At 59.2% G+C, this 19,399-nt stretch carries 15 protein-coding genes; 4 read left to right on the top strand and 11 right to left on the bottom strand.

The genetic code is table 11. The features are described from left to right. Window positions 1–72: 72 nt before the first annotated feature. The 9 genes from urtE to M8014_RS16310 form a co-directional block, all read right to left on the bottom strand. Window positions 73–771, bottom strand: coding sequence for an urea ABC transporter ATP-binding subunit UrtE (urtE, locus tag M8014_RS16350; RefSeq protein ID WP_271283450.1), 699 nt, complete (start codon window positions 769–771; stop codon window positions 73–75). A 1-nt stretch (window position 772) separates the two neighbouring features. After that, a complete protein-coding gene (gene urtD, locus M8014_RS16345; RefSeq protein WP_271283449.1) occupies window positions 773–1,564 on the bottom strand; it encodes an urea ABC transporter ATP-binding protein UrtD in 792 nt (263 codons plus the stop codon). After that, window positions 1,557–2,633 (bottom strand): urea ABC transporter permease subunit UrtC, encoded by a 1,077-nt coding sequence (urtC, locus tag M8014_RS16340; protein ID WP_271283448.1) that lies wholly within the window; start codon window positions 2,631–2,633, stop codon window positions 1,557–1,559. The genes urtD and urtC overlap by 8 nt, the downstream gene beginning before the upstream one ends. Beyond that, complete coding sequence (urtB, locus tag M8014_RS16335; protein WP_271283447.1) at window positions 2,633–4,207, bottom strand: urea ABC transporter permease subunit UrtB; 1,575 nt, start codon at window positions 4,205–4,207, stop codon at window positions 2,633–2,635. The genes urtC and urtB overlap by 1 nt, the downstream gene beginning before the upstream one ends. 80 nt (window positions 4,208–4,287) lie before the next feature. After that, a complete protein-coding gene (gene urtA, locus M8014_RS16330) occupies window positions 4,288–5,559 on the bottom strand; it encodes an urea ABC transporter substrate-binding protein (RefSeq protein ID WP_271283446.1) in 1,272 nt (423 codons plus the stop codon). A 65-nt stretch (window positions 5,560–5,624) separates the two neighbouring features. Further along, window positions 5,625–6,332 (bottom strand): GntR family transcriptional regulator, encoded by a 708-nt coding sequence (locus M8014_RS16325; protein WP_271283445.1) that lies wholly within the window; start codon window positions 6,330–6,332, stop codon window positions 5,625–5,627. 3 nt (window positions 6,333–6,335) lie between these two features. Then, window positions 6,336–9,953, bottom strand: a complete 3,618-nt coding sequence (uca, locus tag M8014_RS16320; protein WP_271283444.1) for an urea carboxylase — start codon at window positions 9,951–9,953, stop codon at window positions 6,336–6,338. Further along, entirely contained in the window at window positions 9,946–11,748 is a 1,803-nt protein-coding gene (atzF, locus tag M8014_RS16315; RefSeq protein ID WP_271283443.1) for an allophanate hydrolase, read from the bottom strand. Before atzF ends, uca begins: the two co-directional genes overlap by 8 nt. A gap of 332 nt (window positions 11,749–12,080) precedes the next feature. Then, window positions 12,081–12,782, bottom strand: coding sequence for a GNAT family N-acetyltransferase (locus tag M8014_RS16310; protein ID WP_271283442.1), 702 nt, complete (start codon window positions 12,780–12,782; stop codon window positions 12,081–12,083). A gap of 190 nt (window positions 12,783–12,972) precedes the next feature. On the opposite strand from M8014_RS16310, the gene M8014_RS16305 reads away from it, so the two are divergent. Then, complete coding sequence (locus M8014_RS16305; protein WP_271283441.1) at window positions 12,973–13,425, top strand: ATP-binding cassette domain-containing protein; 453 nt, start codon at window positions 12,973–12,975, stop codon at window positions 13,423–13,425. Window positions 13,426–13,471: 46 nt separating this feature from the next. On the opposite strand, the gene M8014_RS16300 is transcribed toward M8014_RS16305, so the two are convergent. Then, window positions 13,472–13,960: a cold-shock protein gene (locus M8014_RS16300; RefSeq protein ID WP_271283440.1), complete on the bottom strand. Its 489-nt coding sequence runs from the start codon at window positions 13,958–13,960 to the stop codon at window positions 13,472–13,474. 167 nt (window positions 13,961–14,127) lie between these two features. Between M8014_RS16300 and M8014_RS16295 the strand changes: the two genes are divergently transcribed. Further along, window positions 14,128–15,249: a YbdK family carboxylate-amine ligase gene (locus M8014_RS16295; protein WP_271283439.1), complete on the top strand. Its 1,122-nt coding sequence runs from the start codon at window positions 14,128–14,130 to the stop codon at window positions 15,247–15,249. 66 nt (window positions 15,250–15,315) lie between these two features. After that, on the top strand, window positions 15,316–15,564 hold the full coding sequence (locus tag M8014_RS16290; protein ID WP_271283438.1) for a DUF1158 domain-containing protein: 249 nt from the start codon (window positions 15,316–15,318) through the stop codon (window positions 15,562–15,564). On the opposite strand, the gene M8014_RS16285 is transcribed toward M8014_RS16290, so the two are convergent. Beyond that, window positions 15,550–17,118: an alpha/beta hydrolase-fold protein gene (locus tag M8014_RS16285; RefSeq protein WP_271283437.1), complete on the bottom strand. Its 1,569-nt coding sequence runs from the start codon at window positions 17,116–17,118 to the stop codon at window positions 15,550–15,552. The two genes, M8014_RS16290 and M8014_RS16285, sit on opposite strands and share 15 nt — an antisense overlap. A 122-nt stretch (window positions 17,119–17,240) precedes the next feature. Here M8014_RS16285 and M8014_RS16280 point away from each other — a divergent pair, with 122 nt between their 5' ends. Continuing rightward, window positions 17,241–19,385, top strand: a complete 2,145-nt coding sequence (locus M8014_RS16280; protein WP_271283436.1) for a TonB-dependent siderophore receptor — start codon at window positions 17,241–17,243, stop codon at window positions 19,383–19,385. Window positions 19,386–19,399 lie beyond the last annotated feature (14 nt).

The following is a 19,399-nucleotide window of genomic DNA, read 5'->3' as shown; positions in this document are numbered from 1 at the left end:
TGTGAGGCCCGTTGTGCCAGAAATCGATTCCTAAAAATGCTTTATCGCCTGGGGTCAGGGCATGACCATGCTTTAAATCGCCACCAGATGCCGGACGCCCTGGGCCTCCATTTCATCGCCGCGACCACGCTGCACGATTGTCCCCCGGGACATCACCAGATACTGATCGGCAAGCTCGGCGGCAAAATCATAGAACTGCTCCACCAGCAAAATCGCCATATCACCACGATTCGCCAACCCGCGGATAACGGCCCCAATCTCCTTGATGACCGACGGCTGAATCCCTTCGGTGGGTTCATCCAGAATCAGCAGTTGCGGCTTACAGGCCAGCGCCCGCCCAATCGCCAGCTGCTGTTGTTGCCCGCCGGACAGATCCCCTCCCCGCCGCTGCTTCATTTCGCGTAACACCGGAAACAGGTCATAAATCTCTTCCGGTACGCTTTTCGCCTGGCGGCCGGAAAAACGCGACAACCCCATCAGCAGGTTCTCTTCCACGGTGAGGCGAGGAAAAATCTCTCTGCCCTGCGGGACATAGGCGATCCCCTGCTGCACCCGCTGGTGCGGGCTGCGGGTGTTAATCTGTTTTCCCTGCCAGTGAACGGTGCCCGATTTCGCCGGGATCACCCCCATCAGGCATTTTAACAACGTCGTTTTCCCCACCCCGTTGCGCCCCAGCAGGCAGGTGATTTCGCCTGATGGAACGTCGAAGGATAAGCCGCGCAGGATATGGCTCCCGCCGTAATACTGATTTAACTCTTTAACCTGTAACATGTCAGCGCCCCAGATAAACGTCGATAACCTGCTCATTGGCCTGCACGTCGCACAGCGAGCCCTCGGCTAAAACCTGCCCCTGATGCAGGACGGTGACATGGTCAGCAATGGTTTCCACAAACCCCATGTCATGCTCCACCACCATCAGAGAGTGTTTCCCTGCCAGGGTACGAAACAGCTGCGCAATGTAGTCCGTTTCCGCATCGGTCAGCCCGGCAGCGGGCTCATCCAGCAGCAGTAAATGCGGCTCCTGCACCAGCAGCATGCCAATTTCGAGGAACTGTTTTTGCCCGTGCGAGAGCAGGCCCGACGGGCGATGGCGATGCTCCCCCAGTCTTAAGAGTTGCAGCACCTCATCGATGCGGTCTCGCTGCTCGCCGTTCAGTTTTGCCCGCAGGCTGGCCCAGACCGACTTATCGGTTTTAAGCGCGATTTCCAGATTTTCCATCACGCTCAGGGCTTCAAATACCGTCGGCTTCTGGAATTTGCGTCCAATCCCCGCCCGGGCGATCTCGACCGGGGACATCCCCATCAGGTCGATATCCTGGTCGTAGGTCACCTTCCCGCTGTCCGGCCGGGTTTTACCGGTAATCACGTCCATCAGCGTGGTTTTCCCCGCGCCGTTTGGCCCGATGATGCAGCGCAGCTCCCCCACGCCGATGGATAATGAGAGATTGGTCAGGGCGCGGAAAGCGTCGAAGGTCACGTTGATATTTTCAAGCTGCAGCACCGGATCGGTGGTATCCCGGTAACGGTCCTGCAGCTGCGGCTGGGTAAACAGTGAATCAGTCATGCTTCCTCCGTTTGAGCAGGCCAATCACGCCGCGCGGGAGAAAAAGCGTGACGAGAATAAACATCAGTCCAAGGAAAAACAGCCAGTAATCCGGGAAGGCGACAGTGAACCAGCTCTTGGCCCCGTTAACGATCCCGGCCCCAAGGATTGGGCCAATCAGCGACCCGCGTCCCCCCAGTGCCACCCAGATCGCCGCCTCAATCGAGTTGGTGGGCGACATTTCGCCGGGGTTAATAATCCCCACCTGCGGCACATACAGGGCGCCTGCCAGGCCACACAGCACCGCAGAGAGCGTCCAGACAAATAGCTTGAAGCCTTTCGGGTCGTAGCCGCAGAACATCAGCCGGTTTTCCGCATCGCGCACGGCGGTCAGCACCCGGCCATACTTGCTGCGGGTGAGCAGCACGCCAATCGCCAGCGAGCCCGCCAGCAGCAGCACGGTGGCGATAAACAGCGCGATGCGGGTGCCGGTTGCCGACACCGGAAAGCCCAGCAGAGTGGTAAACCCGGTAAATCCGTTGTTGCCGCCAAAGCCCGTTTCGTTACGGAAAAACAGCAGCATCCCGGCGTAGGTCAGCGCCTGGGTCATGATCGAGAAGTAAACATCTTTGATGCGCGAGCGGAAGGCAAAGTAGCCAAACACCAGCGCCAGCAGGCCCGGCACCAGCACGATCAGGCACAGCGCCCAGGCAAAATGCTGGGTTCCCGTCCAGAACCAGGGCAGCTCGGTCCACGAGAGGAAAGACATAAACGCGGGCAGCCCCTCGCCGGAGGCCTGGCGCATCAGATACATCCCCATCGCATACCCGCCGAGGGCGAAGAACAGTCCGTGCCCCAGCGACAGCAGCCCGGCGTAGCCCCACACCAGATCCAACGCCACCGCAACCACGGCATAGCACAGAATTTTACCGACCAGCGTTAGCGTATAGGTGGAGATGGCCAGCGGGTTATCGGCCGGTAGCAGCGCGAGAAAAGGCAGCACCAGCAGCGCTGCCAGAATGAGCGAGGCCAGCGTGCCGGTCAGGCGCGGCGCGCGTCGGGCCATCGTCAAGGTGATAGGTTGGCTCATCAGTCAATTACCCGCCCTTTGAATGCAAACAAGCCTTGCGGCCGCTTTTGAATAAACAGCACAATCAAGATCAGAATGGCGATCTTGCCCAGCACCGCACCGATTTGCGGCTCCAGCACTTTATTGAGCAGACCCAACCCCAGCGCCGCCACCACCGTTCCGGCCAGCTGTCCGACGCCGCCGGTCACCACCACGAGGAACGAGTCGATAATGTAGCCCTGCCCCAGCTCCGGGCCGACGTTACCCAGCTGCGACAACGCCACGCCGCCGAGTCCGGCGATACCGGACCCTAACCCGAACGCCAGCATGTCAATACGTCCGGTCGGCACGCCACAGCAGTCGGCCATTCGGCGGTTTTGCGTCACCGCCCGCACGTTCATCCCCAGACGGGTTTTATTCAGCAGCAGCCAGGTCAGGGTTAATACCCCGATAACAAAGACGATCACCGCGATGCGGTTATACGGCAGGACCAGGTTGGGCAGAACCGCCCAGCCGCCGGAGAGCCATGCCGGGTTGGCGACCTCGAGGTTTTGCGATCCGAACAACACGCGCACCAGCTGGATCAGCATCAGGCTGATCCCCCAGGTCGCCAGCAGGGTTTCCAGCGGCCTGCCGTACAGGTGGCGAATAACGGTGCGTTCAAGGATCATTCCGACGCAGGCGGTGATCGCAAATGCCACCGGCAGCGCCACCAGCGGGTAGAACATCAGCCAGTCGGGGGCGAGGCGCTGAAACAGATCCTGCACCAGCCAGGTGGAGTACGCGCCGAGCATCAGCATTTCGCCGTGCGCCATATTGATCACCCCCAGCAGGCCGTAAGTGATCGCCAGCCCCAGCGCCGCCAGCAGCAAAATCGAGCCCAAAGAGATGCCGCTGAACGCCTGCCCCAGCCAGTCGCCCCACTTCAGGCGCTGCTGCACCTGCTTAAGGCTCTCTGCGGCGGCGGCACGCACGGCGGCGTCCGGCTCATTTTGCGGCTGCGTCAGCCGTATCAGGCTGCCCTGTACCTGCGGATCGCTGGTTTCGCCCAGCAGCTTAACCGCCTGCAGGCGCAGGTCGGCCCGGCTGTCGGAAAGCTGTAAGTTCGCCACCACAATGGCGAGTGCGCTGTGCACCGCGTCGTTTTTCTCCGCCGCCAGTCGGGCGTTAAGGAAGGGCAGCTGGTCGGCCTGGGCGCTATTTTGCAGGGTCTGCGCCGCCCGCAGGCGCACGCTGTCGTCGTCGCTGACCAGCTGATGCATCGCCAGCGCGCTGGCCACCAGGCCACGAATGCGGTTATTCATAAACACTTTTTTCATCGCGCCCGTGGGCGTGACATCGCCCTCCAGCGCCACCGGTTTATCGCCCTGCTCGACGAAGAGCTGGCCGTTCGAATCGACAACCACCGTTTCGTTATTCAGCGCCTGCAACAGCGGCAAACGCGATGCCTGGGGTGCGGCAGACCACTGCTGGAGCAGCTGCGCCTGCTGCGTGCGGCTGGCCTTACCGTAGTCAGCGGCGGGTCCAGCCTGCGCCGACGCGGTCATCAGCAGCCAGCTGAAAAGAAGAAAGCCCAAAGCCGGGAATATTTTCATGGTGTCAGCGTCTTTTGATGGGGGAACATTCACCCGCTGACAGGGGCAGCAACCCTGCCCCTGTCGCCTACCCTACGGGTTTATTTACTGGCGGTAACCACCGGGGTCTCCGGTTTTTTATCATTGCCCGCGATGTACGGACTCCACGGCTGGGCGCGGATCGGCTGGTCGGTATTCCACACCACGTTGAACTGGCCGTTGCCTTCGATTTCGCCAATCATCACCGGTTTGTGTAAGTGATGGTTGGTGGCATCCATGGTCAGCGTATAGCCCGCCGGCGCAACGAAGGTCTGGCCGGCCATCGCCGCCCGCACTTTATCCACGTCGGTGGTGCCCGCTTTTTCAACGGCCTGTGCCCACATATGGATCCCGACGTAGGTCGCCTCCATCGGGTCGTTGGTGACCACCGTGTCTGCATTCGGCAGCTTGTGGGCTTTGGCATACGCGCGGTAGTCGGCAACAAATTTGGTGTTCACTGGATTGGTGACCGACTCAAAGTAGTTCCACGCCGCCAGATGGCCGACCAGCGGTTTGGTGTCGATCCCGCGCAGCTCCTCTTCACCGACCGAGAACGCGATAACCGGCACATCCGTCGCTTTGATGCCCTGGTTTGCCAGCTCTTTATAGAACGGAACGTTAGAGTCGCCATTGATGGTGGAGATCACCGCCGTTTTGCCGCCCGCAGAGAATTTTTTGATGTTGGAGACGATGGTCTGGTAATCGCTGTAACCAAACGGGGTGTAGACCTCTTCAATGTCTTTATCCTGGACGCCTTTCGCATGCAGGAACGCGCGCAGGATTTTGTTAGTGGTACGCGGGTAGACGTAGTCGGTGCCCAGCAGGAAGAAGCGTTTTGCGCTGCCGCCGTCTTCGCTCATCATGTACTCCACCGCCGGGATCGCCTGCTGGTTAGGCGCCGCGCCGGTGTAGAACACGTTCGGCGACATTTCTTCCCCTTCATACTGAACCGGGTAGAACAGCAGACCGTTCAGCTCCTCGAATACCGGCAGCACCGATTTACGCGAGACCGACGTCCAGCAGCCAAACACGACCGCCGCTTTATCCTGCGTCAGCAGCTGGCGGGCCTTTTCCGCGAACAGCGGCCAGTTAGAGGCCGGATCCACCACTACCGGTTCCAGCTGCTTGCCCAGCACCCCGCCTTTGGCGTTGATTTCGGCAATCGTCATCAGCGCCATGTCCTTCAGCGGGGATTCCGAGATCGCCATGGTGCCGGAAAGGGAGTGCATGATCCCCACTTTAATGGTCTCTGCGGCGTAAACCTGCAACGAGAAGCCCATGCTCACAACGGTGGCTGACAGGGCAAATGCTTTCAGTAAAGAACGTCTTTTCATGACCAAACCCCTAAATGAGAGTGAAACATTATTTTCCCCACCGCACGGTGGAGCAGGAACCACAACTAAGGTGAAACGGGTTGTAAACTGGCCTGCTGAAGCCGGTGTAAGGTGATTTGTCTGACCTCGGCTTTACTCTGTGAAATGTGTGCCGTCAGAATGCGCTGCGCCTCCTCGGTTTGCTGTTTCAGGATCGCCTCTAACACCTGGGCGTGTTCGTTATAGGTCGCCTCGACCCGGTCCTTACGGGTGAAATCAAGGTGGCGGATGATGCGCATTTTCTCGGTTAGCTCCACGTGGACCCGCGCCATCTCCGCGTTACCACTGGCCCGTACCAGAGTGGTATGAAAGGCCTCATCCTGGCGCGACAGGGCTTTACCCGGCGCCATGCGATCCGCGTCAATCCAGAAGCTGACCAGTTCCGTCAGATGACTGGCGCAGATCGCAGGCGGCATCGCGCACAGGCGCTTCACGGCTTCCCTTTCCAGTACGATGCGAAAGTCGTACAGCGCTTCGTAATAGCTAAAGTCGAACGGTTTAACCTGCCAGCCGCTGCGGGAATAGACCTGCACATAGCCTTCATGCTCAAGCCAGAACAGCGCCTGGCGGACCGGCGTCCGACTCGCCGCCATGCGTTCAGAGATTTCGTTTTCGCTGAAATGCGCCCCGGGCATCAGCCGAAAATCGAAAATGTCGTTTTTCAGCGCGTGATAAATGCGCTCGGCCAGCCCCACCGGGCGCTTTTTACCGTTTTTATCGCTCACCGTCGCCATCGCTTATTCCAGCCACAGCAGGGTGTCGCCGGGGCTTACCGGACGTCCGGGCTGACAGCCGATGCGTTTCACCACCCCTGCCTGGGGTGCGGTAATCGCCAGCTCCATTTTCATCGCTTCGACGATGATCAGCGTCTGACCGGCTTCAACCCTGGTACCGGGTTCCACCAGCACTTTCCAGATATTGCCGTTCATGTCGGCGGTCACCGGCAGGGCCGCTTCGTCGATAACCTCCTCCGCAGGCGGGAGGGGAATGTCGATCGCTGCCTGCTGGTCATCGAGCTGCCAGCGTTCCACTTCGGCCTCAAACGCGGTGGACTGATGCTGACGGAAACGGGCAATGTCCTCTGCATGGTCCTGCAGGAACTGCAGATGCGCCGGGAAGTCGAACACCGTCTCCTCGATGCGCACCGTGGCGCGCCCTTCGCGGAAATCGTCCCGCAGCTGAATCAGTTCCTCTTCGCTGACCGGGTAGAAACGCACCTGGTCAAAGAAGTGCAGCAGCCAGGGTTCTCCCGCGCTGAACTGTTCGTTTTTAAGGAATTTGTTCCAGATGGGTAAGGTGCGCCCCACCAGCTGGTACCCGCCCGGGGAGTCCATGCCATAAATACACATGTACATCCCGCCGATGCCCACTGTGCCCTCGGCGGTAAAGGTGCGCGCCGGGTTGTATTTGGAACTGAGCAGACGATGGCGCGGGTCAATCGGTACTGCGCAGGGCGCGCCGAGATAAACATCACCGAGGCCAAGAATTAAGTAGCTGGCGTCAAAAATCGTCTCTTTGACCGCCTCGCGGTTCGGCAGACCGTTGATGCGCTGAATAAAATCCACGTTATTGGGCAACCACGGCGCACTCGCCCGCACGGTGTCGGTATAGCGGCTAACGGCATCCAGCGTGGCGCTGTCTTCGAACGCCATCGGCAGGTGGACGATACGGGACGGGACTTTCAGCTGGCTGACATCGCCAATCAGTGATTCCAGCTCCAGCAGCAGCGCCACCAGCGCCTGCTGGCTGAGGGCGAGGCTGTCGTAGCGGATCTGCAGAGAACGCACCCCCGGCGAAAGCTCTTTGATCCCAGGATGCGCCAGGGTGCGCAGGTGCTCCATCAGCAGGTGGACGCGCAGGCGCAAGGCCAGATCCAGCACGTTATCGCCGTACTCAATCAGGATGTAGTTGTCCCCCGCCTGACGGTAGACAATGGCGGGCGTGGCGAGCGTGGCGGGTAACGCGACCAGCGCAGCGGCAGAAACGCCCTCCCGGTCGGCCAGTGAAGGCACAGCAAAGGTCGCCAGCGCCGCGCTGTGCAGGGTTTCAATGCTGCGCTGCTGGGCTTTTTCGCGCGCCACCGCATCTTCCACGCTGATCGGGTAAAAGCGGATCCGATCCCCGGGTTTGACCTGGCCCACTTTCCACAGCTCGGCTTTGGCAATGGTCACCGGGCAGACAAACCCGCCCAGGCTTGGGCCATCCTGGGTGAGGATCACCGGGAAATCGCCGGTAAAGTTAATGGCACCCATCGCGTATTCGCAGTCATGGACGTTGGACGGGTGCAGCCCCGCTTCCCCGCCGTTCGGCCGGGTCCAGCTCGGTTTTGGCCCTACCAGACGCACGCCGAGGCGGTTGGAGTTGTAATGCACCTGCCAGTCGCTGGCAAAAAAGGTATCAATCGCCTCCTGAGTAAAGAAGTCCGGTGCACCGTGGGGGCCGTACAGCACGCCAATGCGCCAGATATCGTCGTAGGTGGGGATCAGTGACCCTGAGAGGGCTTTGGGTTCACTCACCGGTGCAGGGGTGGTGCAGGCAGCAAGCAACGGATTCGAGACGGGCAGCAGGTCCGCCACCCGCAGCGTGCGTCCGGCGTGGCCGCCAAACTGGCCCAGCGCAAAGGTCGAACGACTGCCGAGGTATTGCGGCACATCCAGGCCATTGCGCACGGCAAGGTAGCCGCGACAGCCGCTTCGGGCGCGCCCTAACGTCAGGGTCTGACCGGCCGCCACCGACACCGGCTGCCACAGCGGCACCGGCTCACCGTCCAGCAACGCATGGCAATCGGCCCCGGTCAGGGCAATCAGCGCCGCAGTGTGGAATTGCAGCACCGGCCCCTGCAGGGTGAACTCCAGCCCGGCTGCGGATTCATGGTTGCCGACGATGCGGTTGGCCAGGCGGAAGGCAAAATCATCCATCGGGCCGGAAGGCGGGACGCCGATATCCCAGTAGCCCAGACGCCCAGGATAATCCTGGACGCTGCTCCAGGTGCCGGGCTGGATCACTTCAATCACTGCTGAGGTTGCGATCACACTGTCGAGCATTCGCGTCCAGACGCTGCCGGTGCGGAAGGCCTCGCTGGCGGTAATCTGACGCAGATAGTCCAGATTGGTGGTGATGCCGTGCAGGCGCGTGGCGTTCAGCGCGGTGTGCAGTTTTTCCAGCGCCGCTTCGCGGGTTGGGGCATGCACAATCAGTTTGGCAATCATCGGATCGTAAAAAGCGCTGACCTCGCTGCCGGTGGTCACCCCGGTGTCGATGCGCACGTCCTCTGGAAAGAGCACTTCGGTTAACACGCCAGGGCTGGGCTGGAAGTTTTTCAGCGGGTTTTCCGCGTAAATGCGTACTTCCATGGCGGCCCCCTGCGGGGCCTGCTTCAGCCGTGCCCAGTCGATAGATTCTTCAGCCGCCACGCGCAGCATACACTCCACCAGATCCAGCCCGGTGACGCATTCGGTTACCGGATGCTCAACCTGCAGGCGGGTGTTCACTTCGAGGAAGTAAAAAGCATCCAGCGCGGCATCATAGATAAACTCCACCGTCCCGGCGCTGCGGTAATTCACCTGCTTACCGAGCTGCACCGCGGCCGCCAGCAGCGCCGCACGGGTGCTGGCGGGCAGGTTGGGTGCCGGAGTCTCTTCCACGACTTTCTGGTTGCGGCGCTGCAGGGAACAGTCGCGTTCACCGAGCGCCACCACGTTGCCTTTCCCGTCGCCAAAAATCTGCACTTCTATATGACGCGCCCGGTCAACGCAGCGCTCGACAAACACCCCTGCATCGCTGAAAAACTGCTCCCCCAGCCGACGCACGCTCTCCCACGCCTGCCCCAGAGCGTCGGCATCGGCGCAGCGCGTCAGGCCGATCCCACCGCCGCCCGCGGTACTTTTCAGCATCACCGGGTAGCCAATAAACTCTGCAGAGGCCAGCGCCTCTTCCAGCGAGTTCAGCAGCCCGGTTCCCGGCGTCATCGGCACGCCCGCCAGTGCGGCCAGCTCGCGGGCGCGGTGTTTGAGGCCGAACTCACCAATCTGCTGCGCCGTGGGGCCAATAAAGACGATCCCGGCCTGCTGACAGGCGTCGGCAAAGGGCAGGCTTTCGGAGAGAAAACCGTAGCCCGGCCAGATGGCCTGGGCGCCAGTTTGCCGGGCCGCGGCAATAATCTTGTCGATCCTGAGATAGCTGTCGCTGGCCTTCTCGCCCCCCAGCGGGATGGCGATATCGGCCTGTCTGACGTGCTCGGCATTTTTATCCGCATCGGAATAGACCGCCACGCTGGCGATCCCCAGACGTTTCAGCGTGCGCATCGCGCGACAGGCTATTTCACCCCGGTTGGCTATCAGTACGGTATTAAACATGGCGCGTCTCCTGGCGGGCAACCCAGTGACGCCAGCCTTTGAATTCAGTAATGTCGGTGGCATCGTGCAGCGCCGCCGGTTCACAGATAAACCCCTTCACCCAGCGCCCGTCGCCGAGCTCCAGCGAGCCGATACCCAGCGGGGCAGGAATTTCCGCAACAAACTCCCCAAACCGCGCCAGCGGGATATCCCACAGCTCCACCTGAATGGCCGCGCCCGAAGCATCCCGGGCAATACCCGGTTTGGCGGGCTGGGTGTTAGCCAGCGCATACAGGCGGTAATAGGGGGCGGTTTCGGTGGCCTCGACAAACACTGCCTGGCGGGTGGTGAGCTGGGCGTTAAGCGGCATTCCGCGCAGGTGCGCCCCAACCACCGCCACCCGCACGTGGTGAGAAGAGACCGGAAGCGTGGCCCCTGCCGCGTCGAAGGGCTGCCCGGTGGCACCCAGCGGTAACGCCAGCTGCCGCTGCCAGCGCAGGCCAAAATCTGCCAGCGCCCGGTCATGCCATGCCGGGGCAAGCAGGGTGATGCCCGCAGGCAGCCCGTCTGCCCTGAACGGGGCGGGCAACGCCAGGGCGCTGAGGTCGGCCAGGTTGGTGAAGTTGGTGTAGGTGCCAAAATGCGAGTTGTAGCGGACAGGCTCCTGCTGCATCTCTTGCAGGGTATGAATGGTGGGTGACGTGGGCACCACCAGCGCATCCACATCGCGTAAGGCATGCTGGATTTTTTGCGCCAACTCAGCGCGCAGATATTCGGCGTTGAACGCGTCCACCGCGCTGTAGTTCAGCCCGGCAGAGATAATGGCGTGGACGGTGGGATCCATCTGTTCCGGGTGATCAAGCATCTCGCCGACGGCAGCGGTCCGCTCAGCGACCCACGGCCCCTGATACAGCTGCTCGGCCAGCTGATAAAACGCCGAGAAATCAATCGGTTTGAGGGTTGCGCCACTGGCTCGCAGGGCGTCCAGCGCGCGCTCCCAGGCATTTTGGGCCTGCGCATCATCAAAGAAGCGTAACTCAGCCGGGATCGCCAGTAGCGGCGCAGCCGACATCGCCGCAGGGGCGGTCGCTGGATGGGTGCGGGAGTAAGCGTCAGCGTTGTCTGTGCCGCCCGCCAGGGAGGCAATATAAAACGCATCTTCAACCGTCAGGGCAAACACCGACAGCGTGTCATTCAGACGACAGGCAGGCAGCACCCCGGTTGCCGGGAGCCAGCCCTTGGTGGGCTTGAGGCCAACAATGTTGTTAAACCCGGCAGGCACGCGGCCCGACCCGGCCGTGTCGGTGCCAAAGGCAAAGGGCACCAGACCACGGGCCACCACGGATGCCGACCCCGAGCTGGACCCGCCGCTGACGTAATCCGGGTTAAAAGTGTTGGGCACCGCACCGTAAGGGGAACGCGTCCCGACAAGCCCGGTAGCAAACTGGTCAAGATTGGTTTTACCGATCAGGATCGCACCCGCCGCCTTCAGGCGGGCCACGGCGGTGGCATCTTCCTCAGCCACAAATTCAAATGCCGGACAGGCGGCGGTGGTCGGCCAGCCTGCCACATCGACATTGTCTTTGACCGCAAAAGGAATACCGAATAAGGGCAACGCGTCGGGGTTACTGCGATACAGGGGCAGAACCGCGTCTATTTGCGCCTGCAGCTGCGCCGGACTGGCAATCGCAATCCAGGCGTTATCATCAGTCGACAGTGCAGCAAGATGATCTTTTAAGAGGGCAAAAACGTCATCGCTATTCTGCTTAATGTGCTGCTGCCATGCCGCCACTGTTTTTCCGGTCATTAACGTCATTGTTGAATTCCTGCTGGTATACAAGATGGAATTCATTTAGCAATACGCATGCCAGATAGTTAACTTGCTGATTTAACTAATATATAAATTCAAATATGTCGTGTGCATTTATTTATCGCACTCTTTATGAACATCAAAGCGTTATTTCAGTGCAGAGTAATATTGGAAATACCGATATTACTATCCGCCATCAGAATAATAAGTTATGACGAAAAATAAACGGTCATACAAAATATTCGCACGGTCGGCGCCCTCTCCATTCAGGGAGAGGGCTGGGGTGAGGGGGAGCATGCGGCTCCGGTGGTGGTGCCGTTCACTTTAGTCCGTGCCGATCACGCCTGACGAAACGCCTCAAGGCGCTTAATTTGCCGTCCGTCGCGGTCAAAATTCTCCGCTGCCAGCCACCCGCGCAGCGCGGCATCCCTGTCTGGCCATTCGCTATTGATAATCGACAGCATGTCGCTGTCGCGATTGCGCCCTTTGCGCACCAGCTTCTGTCGCAGACGCCCTTCCCAGCTAAAGCCCAGCCGCTGTGCAGCCCGACGCGAGGCAATATTCATGGAATCGCACTTCCATTCCAGACGGCGATAGCCCCGTTCAAAACCGTATTTCAGCAATAGCCAGACCGACTCGGTCCCGAGCGGGGTATTTTTCATTTTTCGCGACCAGGTGACATGGCCAATCTCCACCGAACCCAGCTGCTGCTCAATCGCCATATAGCTGACCAGACCGACCGCCTGCCCGCTCTGCCGATCTATCACCGCAAAGGGCACCAATCCCCGATCCTTCACTTTCCCTTCGACCCAGGCGGCAGTGTCCGCCACGCTTGCGGGCTGACAGCTGGCAAGCCAGGTCCAGTCGCTGTCATCGCCCAGCGCGTAGGCCGCGAACAGATCCCCGGCATGCCGGTCGGCGTCCAGCGGCTCCAGACGACAAAAATGCCCTTCCAGTACCCCACGTTCTAATACTCTGGCCCCCTGCCAGTCGGGAACCGGGTCGTTAACGGTCTGCCCCCAGCGATTGATTTCCGGCATGTTGCTACCCCTTTTCTTAATGATATGACCCGGCTAATAACCATAAATTTTTCTTTATGCACTGACGTAATAAGCTAAGCAGAATTTAGACTTTCCTTAATGTTTCCCGCCCCCCTAACGTAACCCACCAGAAAACAATCAAAAACAAATATTCAGGGAATCTATGACTAAAAAATGACTTCCGTTACTGATGCTGGCCGCGCTGTCGGCCGCCGGTAGCCAGGTCTACGCCCGCGTGCGTGCCAAACAGTACCAGGCCGCTATTCGCCTGTGGATCCCGGACGACTTCGATGCCCACTCCAACGCCAGCACCTTCGCGTGGAACGACGGCAAATCAAGCACTGTGGCCGGGCTGAACGGCGGGCAGCGCCAGCGCGTGGCCATTGCCCGCGCCCTGCTGCTGCGTCCGCGCCTGCTGCTGCTGGATGAGCCCACCTCCGCGCTGGATATGTCGGTGCAGGCGGAGATCCTCAACCTGCTAAACCGCCTGAAGCAACAGCACGGGATGACTTATCTGCTGGTCAGCCACGACGCGGATGTGGTTGCACATATGTCCGATCGGGCGGCGTTTATGGCGAATGGGGTGATTCAGCGGATGTTTGACCGGGAAGCCATGCAAAATGGCGAGCACAGGATGGGGTAGGATTTTTGGCCGGGTAAGGCAGAGATGCCACCCGGCCTTGTAAAGACTACTTCAGGTTTTTAAGCATTTTCACGGTAGCGTCCAGGTCAATTTCATCTTCTGAGAAGATAAAGGTTTTCCCCTGGAAGGTGGTGATAGCCAGTTTTTTCACGGTCCGCATTTCGCCCGTGTTAGCGGTGGCTTTCGGGGTGATATTGCCCATCAGGCTCTTCACCGACAGCACGCCTTTTTCTTTATCGATCTGGCTGTCGACAGGCTCTTCTTCGCTGTAAACCAGGTAAGACTTGATGGCGGTGATTTTATGGCGCTCACCGTCGAGGAAGATGTATTTGCTATCCGGGACCACTTTCACCGCAAACGCGGACAAGCCTTTATTATTGGTTGTCGGTTCGAACGTTACCGCCGCGTCTTTCTTAATCAGCTCAGGGTTGGCGACCTTAATCACATGAAAATAACGGTTATCACCGTTTTCATCTTTGATAAATCCAAAACCCTTGTCTTCAAACCAGGTTGTGATCGTTCCGTTCATCGCCATTACCGCCTAATTAATCATTTATCAACGCAATTTTTGCAGCGCGCAGTGTAATGCACAATGCCTGCGCAGACCATGTCTTTGGCTTAAGTCTGGACAATAATTTCACCCCACGCGAGTTCTGAATGCCGTTGTCTATACTCAAAGCATTGCCGACAACGGAGCGCGCCATGCCCTTACCCGACTTTCACGTATCCGACCCGTTTACTCTTGGCATTGAGCTGGAACTGCAGGTGGTGAATCCACCCGGATACGATCTCAGCCAGGACTCTTCTGCGCTTATTGCTGCCGTCCAGAACGACATCAAAGCCGGTGAAGTGAAGCACGATATTACCGAAAGCATGCTCGAAATCGCCACCGGGGTGTGCCAGAACATCGACCAGGCTGCAGCGCAATTCTCGACGATGCAGCAGAGCATCCTGCGCGCAGCCGCGCAGCAACACATCCAGATTTGCGGTGGCGGTACGCATCCCTTCCAGACATGGCAACGTCAGGAGGTATGCAACGATGAGCGCTATAACGTTACGCTGGAGCGCTTTGGCTATCTGATCCTACAGGCAACGGTCTTCGGCCAGCATGTCCATGTCGGCTGCCGGAGCGGGGATGAGGCGATTTACCTGGTGCACGGCCTGTCACGCTTTGTGCCGCATTTTATCGCCCTGGCAGCGTCATCGCCCTATATGCAGGGCACCGACACCCAATTCTCCTCTTCGCGGCTCAATATTTTCTCCGGGTTCCCGGACAACGGGCAGATGCCGTGGGTCAATACCTGGCAGGAGTTTGAAGGGCTGTTCCGTCGCCTTACCCAGACCAGCATGATCGACAGCATTAAAGATCTGCACTGGGATATTCGTCCCAGCCCACACTTTGGCACCGTCGAGGTGCGGGTGATGGATACGCCACTTACACTGGCGCACGCCATTAATATCGCCGGGCTGATTCAGGCCACCGCGCACTGGCTGCTGACCACCCGGCCTTATAAGCATCAGGAGCAGGATTTTCTGCTGTATCGCTTTAACCGTTTTCAGGCGTGCCGCTACGGTATGGCGGGAGTACTCACCGATGTGCACACCGGTGAGCAGAAAACCATCGCGGAGGATGTCGCCTGGCTGCTTGAACGCGTCGCGCCGTCTGCCCGCAAGCTGGGTGCCGGGAGTGCCATTGAGGCCATCACATTAAGGTTGAAGCAGGATAAGAGTGAGGCGCAAAAGATGCGTGATTTCCTCGCCGACGGCGGTTCGCTCATCACCCTGGTGGAGCGCCACTGCGAGCTGTGGGCCTCGGCGCCCTGAGGCCCACATTGCTTTACGCCGTCATATCCCGGACAATGCGGTTTTTAACCGACAATCAACATCCCTATGAGACACCCGTTAGAATCGCTGTTAACCGCAGGCGGCATTTTGCTGATGGCCTTTCTCTCCGTCCTGCTGCTGCCCGCCCCATCGCTGGGACTGGTGGTGGCGCAAAAGCTGATGAGCACCTTCCATCTGATGGATCTGAACCAGCTCTACACCATTCTGTTCTGCCTGTGGTTTTTACTGCTCGGCACCATCGAATACTTTGTTGCCCGCTTCATCTGGCGCCGCTGGTTTTCACGGGCGTCGTAAGCCGGTGAAATCGCGCATTCCGTGGATCAGTGCTTCACACCAGGCCGCGTAGTCGTGGCCGCTGGACCACGGATGGAAGCTGACGCGATAGCCTTTCTCCCGTAAGACCTGTTCAAAATCCTGCGTGGTGCGATAGATTCCGCCCCCCGGCCCGGTGGTTTCAAACCTCCCGGCCTGAAGCCAGAAGCGTACCGGATACTGCGGCGACTGCTGATACTGACGCGTCAGCCAGCCTGGTGCTTCACCTTTCGGCGCCCACCAGTATGAGCCAGAAAGGCTCAGCACGTTGCCAAACAGTCGCGGGTAGCGCAACGCCACCCATGAAGAGGCAATGCCCCCGTAGCTTGACCCCGCCAGCACCGTTTTCTGCCGCTGTATCGCAATCCCTTGCTCACGCAGCCACGGCAGCAGTTCATGGGCCATAAAGTCGGCAAAATCCGGGTTCGGCGGTAACTCCTTGCTGCGTCGGGCGTGATCGAGGCTATCGATAAACACCACATTAACCGCTGGGAGATGATGGCGGGCAATTAACCCATCCAGCACGTTGGCAAAATGGTAGTCGTCCTGATAAATCTGCCCATCAAAGAGAATTAACGTCCAGCGTGCAGGCTGTGCGCCACGCGGTTTATAGATCGTCACTTCGCGTGAATTGCCGAGGATTCTGCTGTTAAGCATCTGGCGGCTCAGCGTGCCGTGCACGAGTGGTTGCGTCGTAGCCTGAACGGAGCAATAGCGAGCCGGACTGAGATCGAGCAGCGAATAGCGGTTCCAGCGATCCGTCTGCTGTTCGCCAAAGGTGTCCGGATTGAGCGGATCGGCCTGCGCGCTTACGAGGATCGCCCGTCGCTGATCGCGCGAGGAGCCGTCGATGAGCGGCACATCCGGCGCGAGCTTGTACTGCATCACCGTATCGGCGGGCACGACGTAGCTGCGAAACCAGACGTCGCTGTTGCCCAGACGGAACAGCGGATCGTGGTCGCCCGCCGGCGAGCCGAGGATAAAGACGTTATCTCGGGCGCCGCGCCACAGAAAGGTCACGCGCTTGTGGCTTGCGTCAACCGGCTCCACCATCGGCGTTCCCTGCCGAATCTGCGCCTGCCAGAACGCATCGGTACTCCCACCGGCAGAAATTGCTTTTGCCAGCACCTGCAGCGTCGGGCTTTCAGGCTCCAGCATTTGTCCGCGCGCTAGCGCAGAGGTCTCTTTCATCCGCCACTGAAAACGCCAGGGCTTACCTGCTTCGCCGTGCAGCACCAGCGAGCTGTTCTGCTTCACCGGTAGGGCAAACAGCAGGGTATGTTCACCGTCGGCGGGCCCCTTCTCGATCAGGGTGCGAATACGGCGGTTTTGTTCATCCAGCAGGCGCGCATCTGTCACGCCGTTCAGCGTGGCAGAGACATAATTTTCACTGAGCTCAGGCAGCACAAAACAGACTTCGCCGCTGGCATCAAACTTCCCCCGCACGTCGCCCTGCAGGGAAGACTGCTCACAGGTCGCCGCCACGGCAGGCAGCGTGCCAATCCCTAACAACAACCCACTCCATACCCTCTTCATTACCGCATGTTCCCCGACGAAATTTGTTACCAACGCTAATGCAAATGGTAATGATTTGCAATATCATCAAAGCGGATTTACCGGTGTTTTATGGCGATAGCAACCAAGGATGTTAAATAAAAATGTTTAAAAATAATAAGATAATGCAGCTCTGGCTTCTGAGTCTGACCACGGTTAGCGTGGCGGCTCAGGCAGATGTAAAAGAAGAAACCATTACCGTGACGCAGGGAACACGTGAAGAACCCACCGCCCCCGTTAAGGGAATTGTGGCGACCAGAACCCTCTCTGCCACCAAAACCAGCGCGGAGATCGTGAAGACGCCACAGTCGGTGTCGGTGATCACCCGCGATCAGATGGAGATGCAGGACGTGACGTCGGTTTCGCAGGCGCTGCGCTACTCCGCGGGCGTGTTTACCGAGTACCGTGGCTCGTCCAACCGTAACGATGAGGTGTTTGTCCGTGGCTTTAGCTATGTGCCGAAATTCCTCGACGGATTAAGCTTCGGGGCCACCGCCTCGTCACAGACGGGCACGGTTGATCCCTGGCTGCTGGAACGCGTGGAGCTGGTGCGTGGCCCGGCTTCGGTGCTGTTTGGCCAGGTGAACCCGGGTGGGTTGATCAGCATGACCAGCAAACGCCCGACCACGGAGTCCATCCACAACGTTCAGTTCCGCACCGGCAATAACGATCTCGCTGAAGGGGCGTTTGATTTCGGCGGCAAGCTCAGCGACGACGGCCGCGTACTGTATCGCGTGAACGGTATCGCCCGCACCCAGCACAATCAGGTGGACGACTACAAAGAGACGCGGATGGCGATTGCGCCAGCGATCACCTGGTATCCCAACGATCAGACCCGCTTTACGCTGCTGACCAGCTACCAGAAAGATCCCGATGCGGGCTACCGAAACTTCCTTCCCGTGTACGGCACGGTGAAGAGCGTCGACGGTCAATACATCCCGCGCGACTTTAACGTCAGCGATCCGGATTACGATCAATCCTGGCGCGAGCAAACGACGATCGGCTACGAGCTGGAACATCAGTTCGCCGATAACCTTACCTTCCGCCAGAACGCGCGTTACGCCGCCATCAAGCAGAAGTATCGTTATCTGGTCTATGCCACCAGCGCCGCCAACAGCTCGGTGCTGACCCGCCGCGCCCAGCATGAAGAACGCACCACCAACGAGTTTGGTCTCGATAACCAGCTGGAATATCTGGTCGATACCGCTGGCGTCAGCCATACCTTGCTCGGCGGATTCGACTACAAGACCAGCAAAGATAAACAGCTGCTGGCGCGTGGGAGCGGTTCGCAGTACGACCTGGACTGGCAGCATCCGGTTTACGGCATAAACGTGGATGAAAGCACCTTCAGAACCGCGACGGACGAACAGCAAAATCTCGATCAGATGGGGCTGTATCTGCAGGATCAGATGAGCTGGAACAGCTGGGAATGGCTGGTTTCCGGGCGCTATGACTGGAGCGAAGTGCGCACCAGCGACTTCACCGACAGCAGCGTCACCCAGCAGAACGACAGCAAGTTCACCTGGCGTACCGGCCTGCTGTACGCGTTCGACGTGGGTCTGTCGCCGTACATCAGCTATAGCACCTCGTTTGAACCGAATCTGCAAACCAACCGCGCACCGGGCATAGGACCGTTTAAACCGACCATCGGCGAGCAGACGGAAGTTGGCCTGAAGTATCAGCCGGTCGATACCACGCTGATGACTCTGGCGCTGTATGATTTAACCCAGGATAACGTGGCAACTTATAACAGCGCGGAAGGCTGGTTCGAGAACGCGGGCAAAGTGCGCTCGAAAGGCGTTGAGGCGGAGATCCACTCCACGCTGATGGACAACATCAACCTGATTGGCTCTTACACTTACACCGATGCGAAAACCGAGAGCACCACGGTGGCGGGAACCGAAGGCAAAACGCCTGCGCGCATTCCGGCGCATATGGCGTCTGCCTTCGCCAGCTACACCCTTCCGGGCGGCGCGCTGAAGAGCCTGACCGCAGGCGTGGGGATGCGTTACATCGGCACCAGCTACGGCGACGCGAAGAACACCTTCAAAGTACCGTCAGTGGATCTGTACGATGCGATGCTGAGCTACGATCTGGGTGAGATGAACCGCAGCCTGAAAGGCGCCAGCGTGCAGTTCAACGTGAATAACGTCGCGGATACGAAGTATGTGGCATCATGCGCAAGCGATACGGCGTGCTTCTACGGGATTGGCCGCACGGTAACGGCGACCGTGAACTATCGCTGGTAGACCCCAACGGGCAA

The sequence above is a fragment of the Silvania hatchlandensis genome (assembly GCF_025564065.1).
In the GTDB taxonomy this organism is placed as follows: Bacteria; Pseudomonadota; Gammaproteobacteria; order Enterobacterales; family Enterobacteriaceae; genus Enterobacter; species Enterobacter hatchlandensis.
The sequence above is the reverse complement of the archived record's forward strand: the minus strand, read 5'-3'. Positions and strand labels throughout refer to the sequence as shown.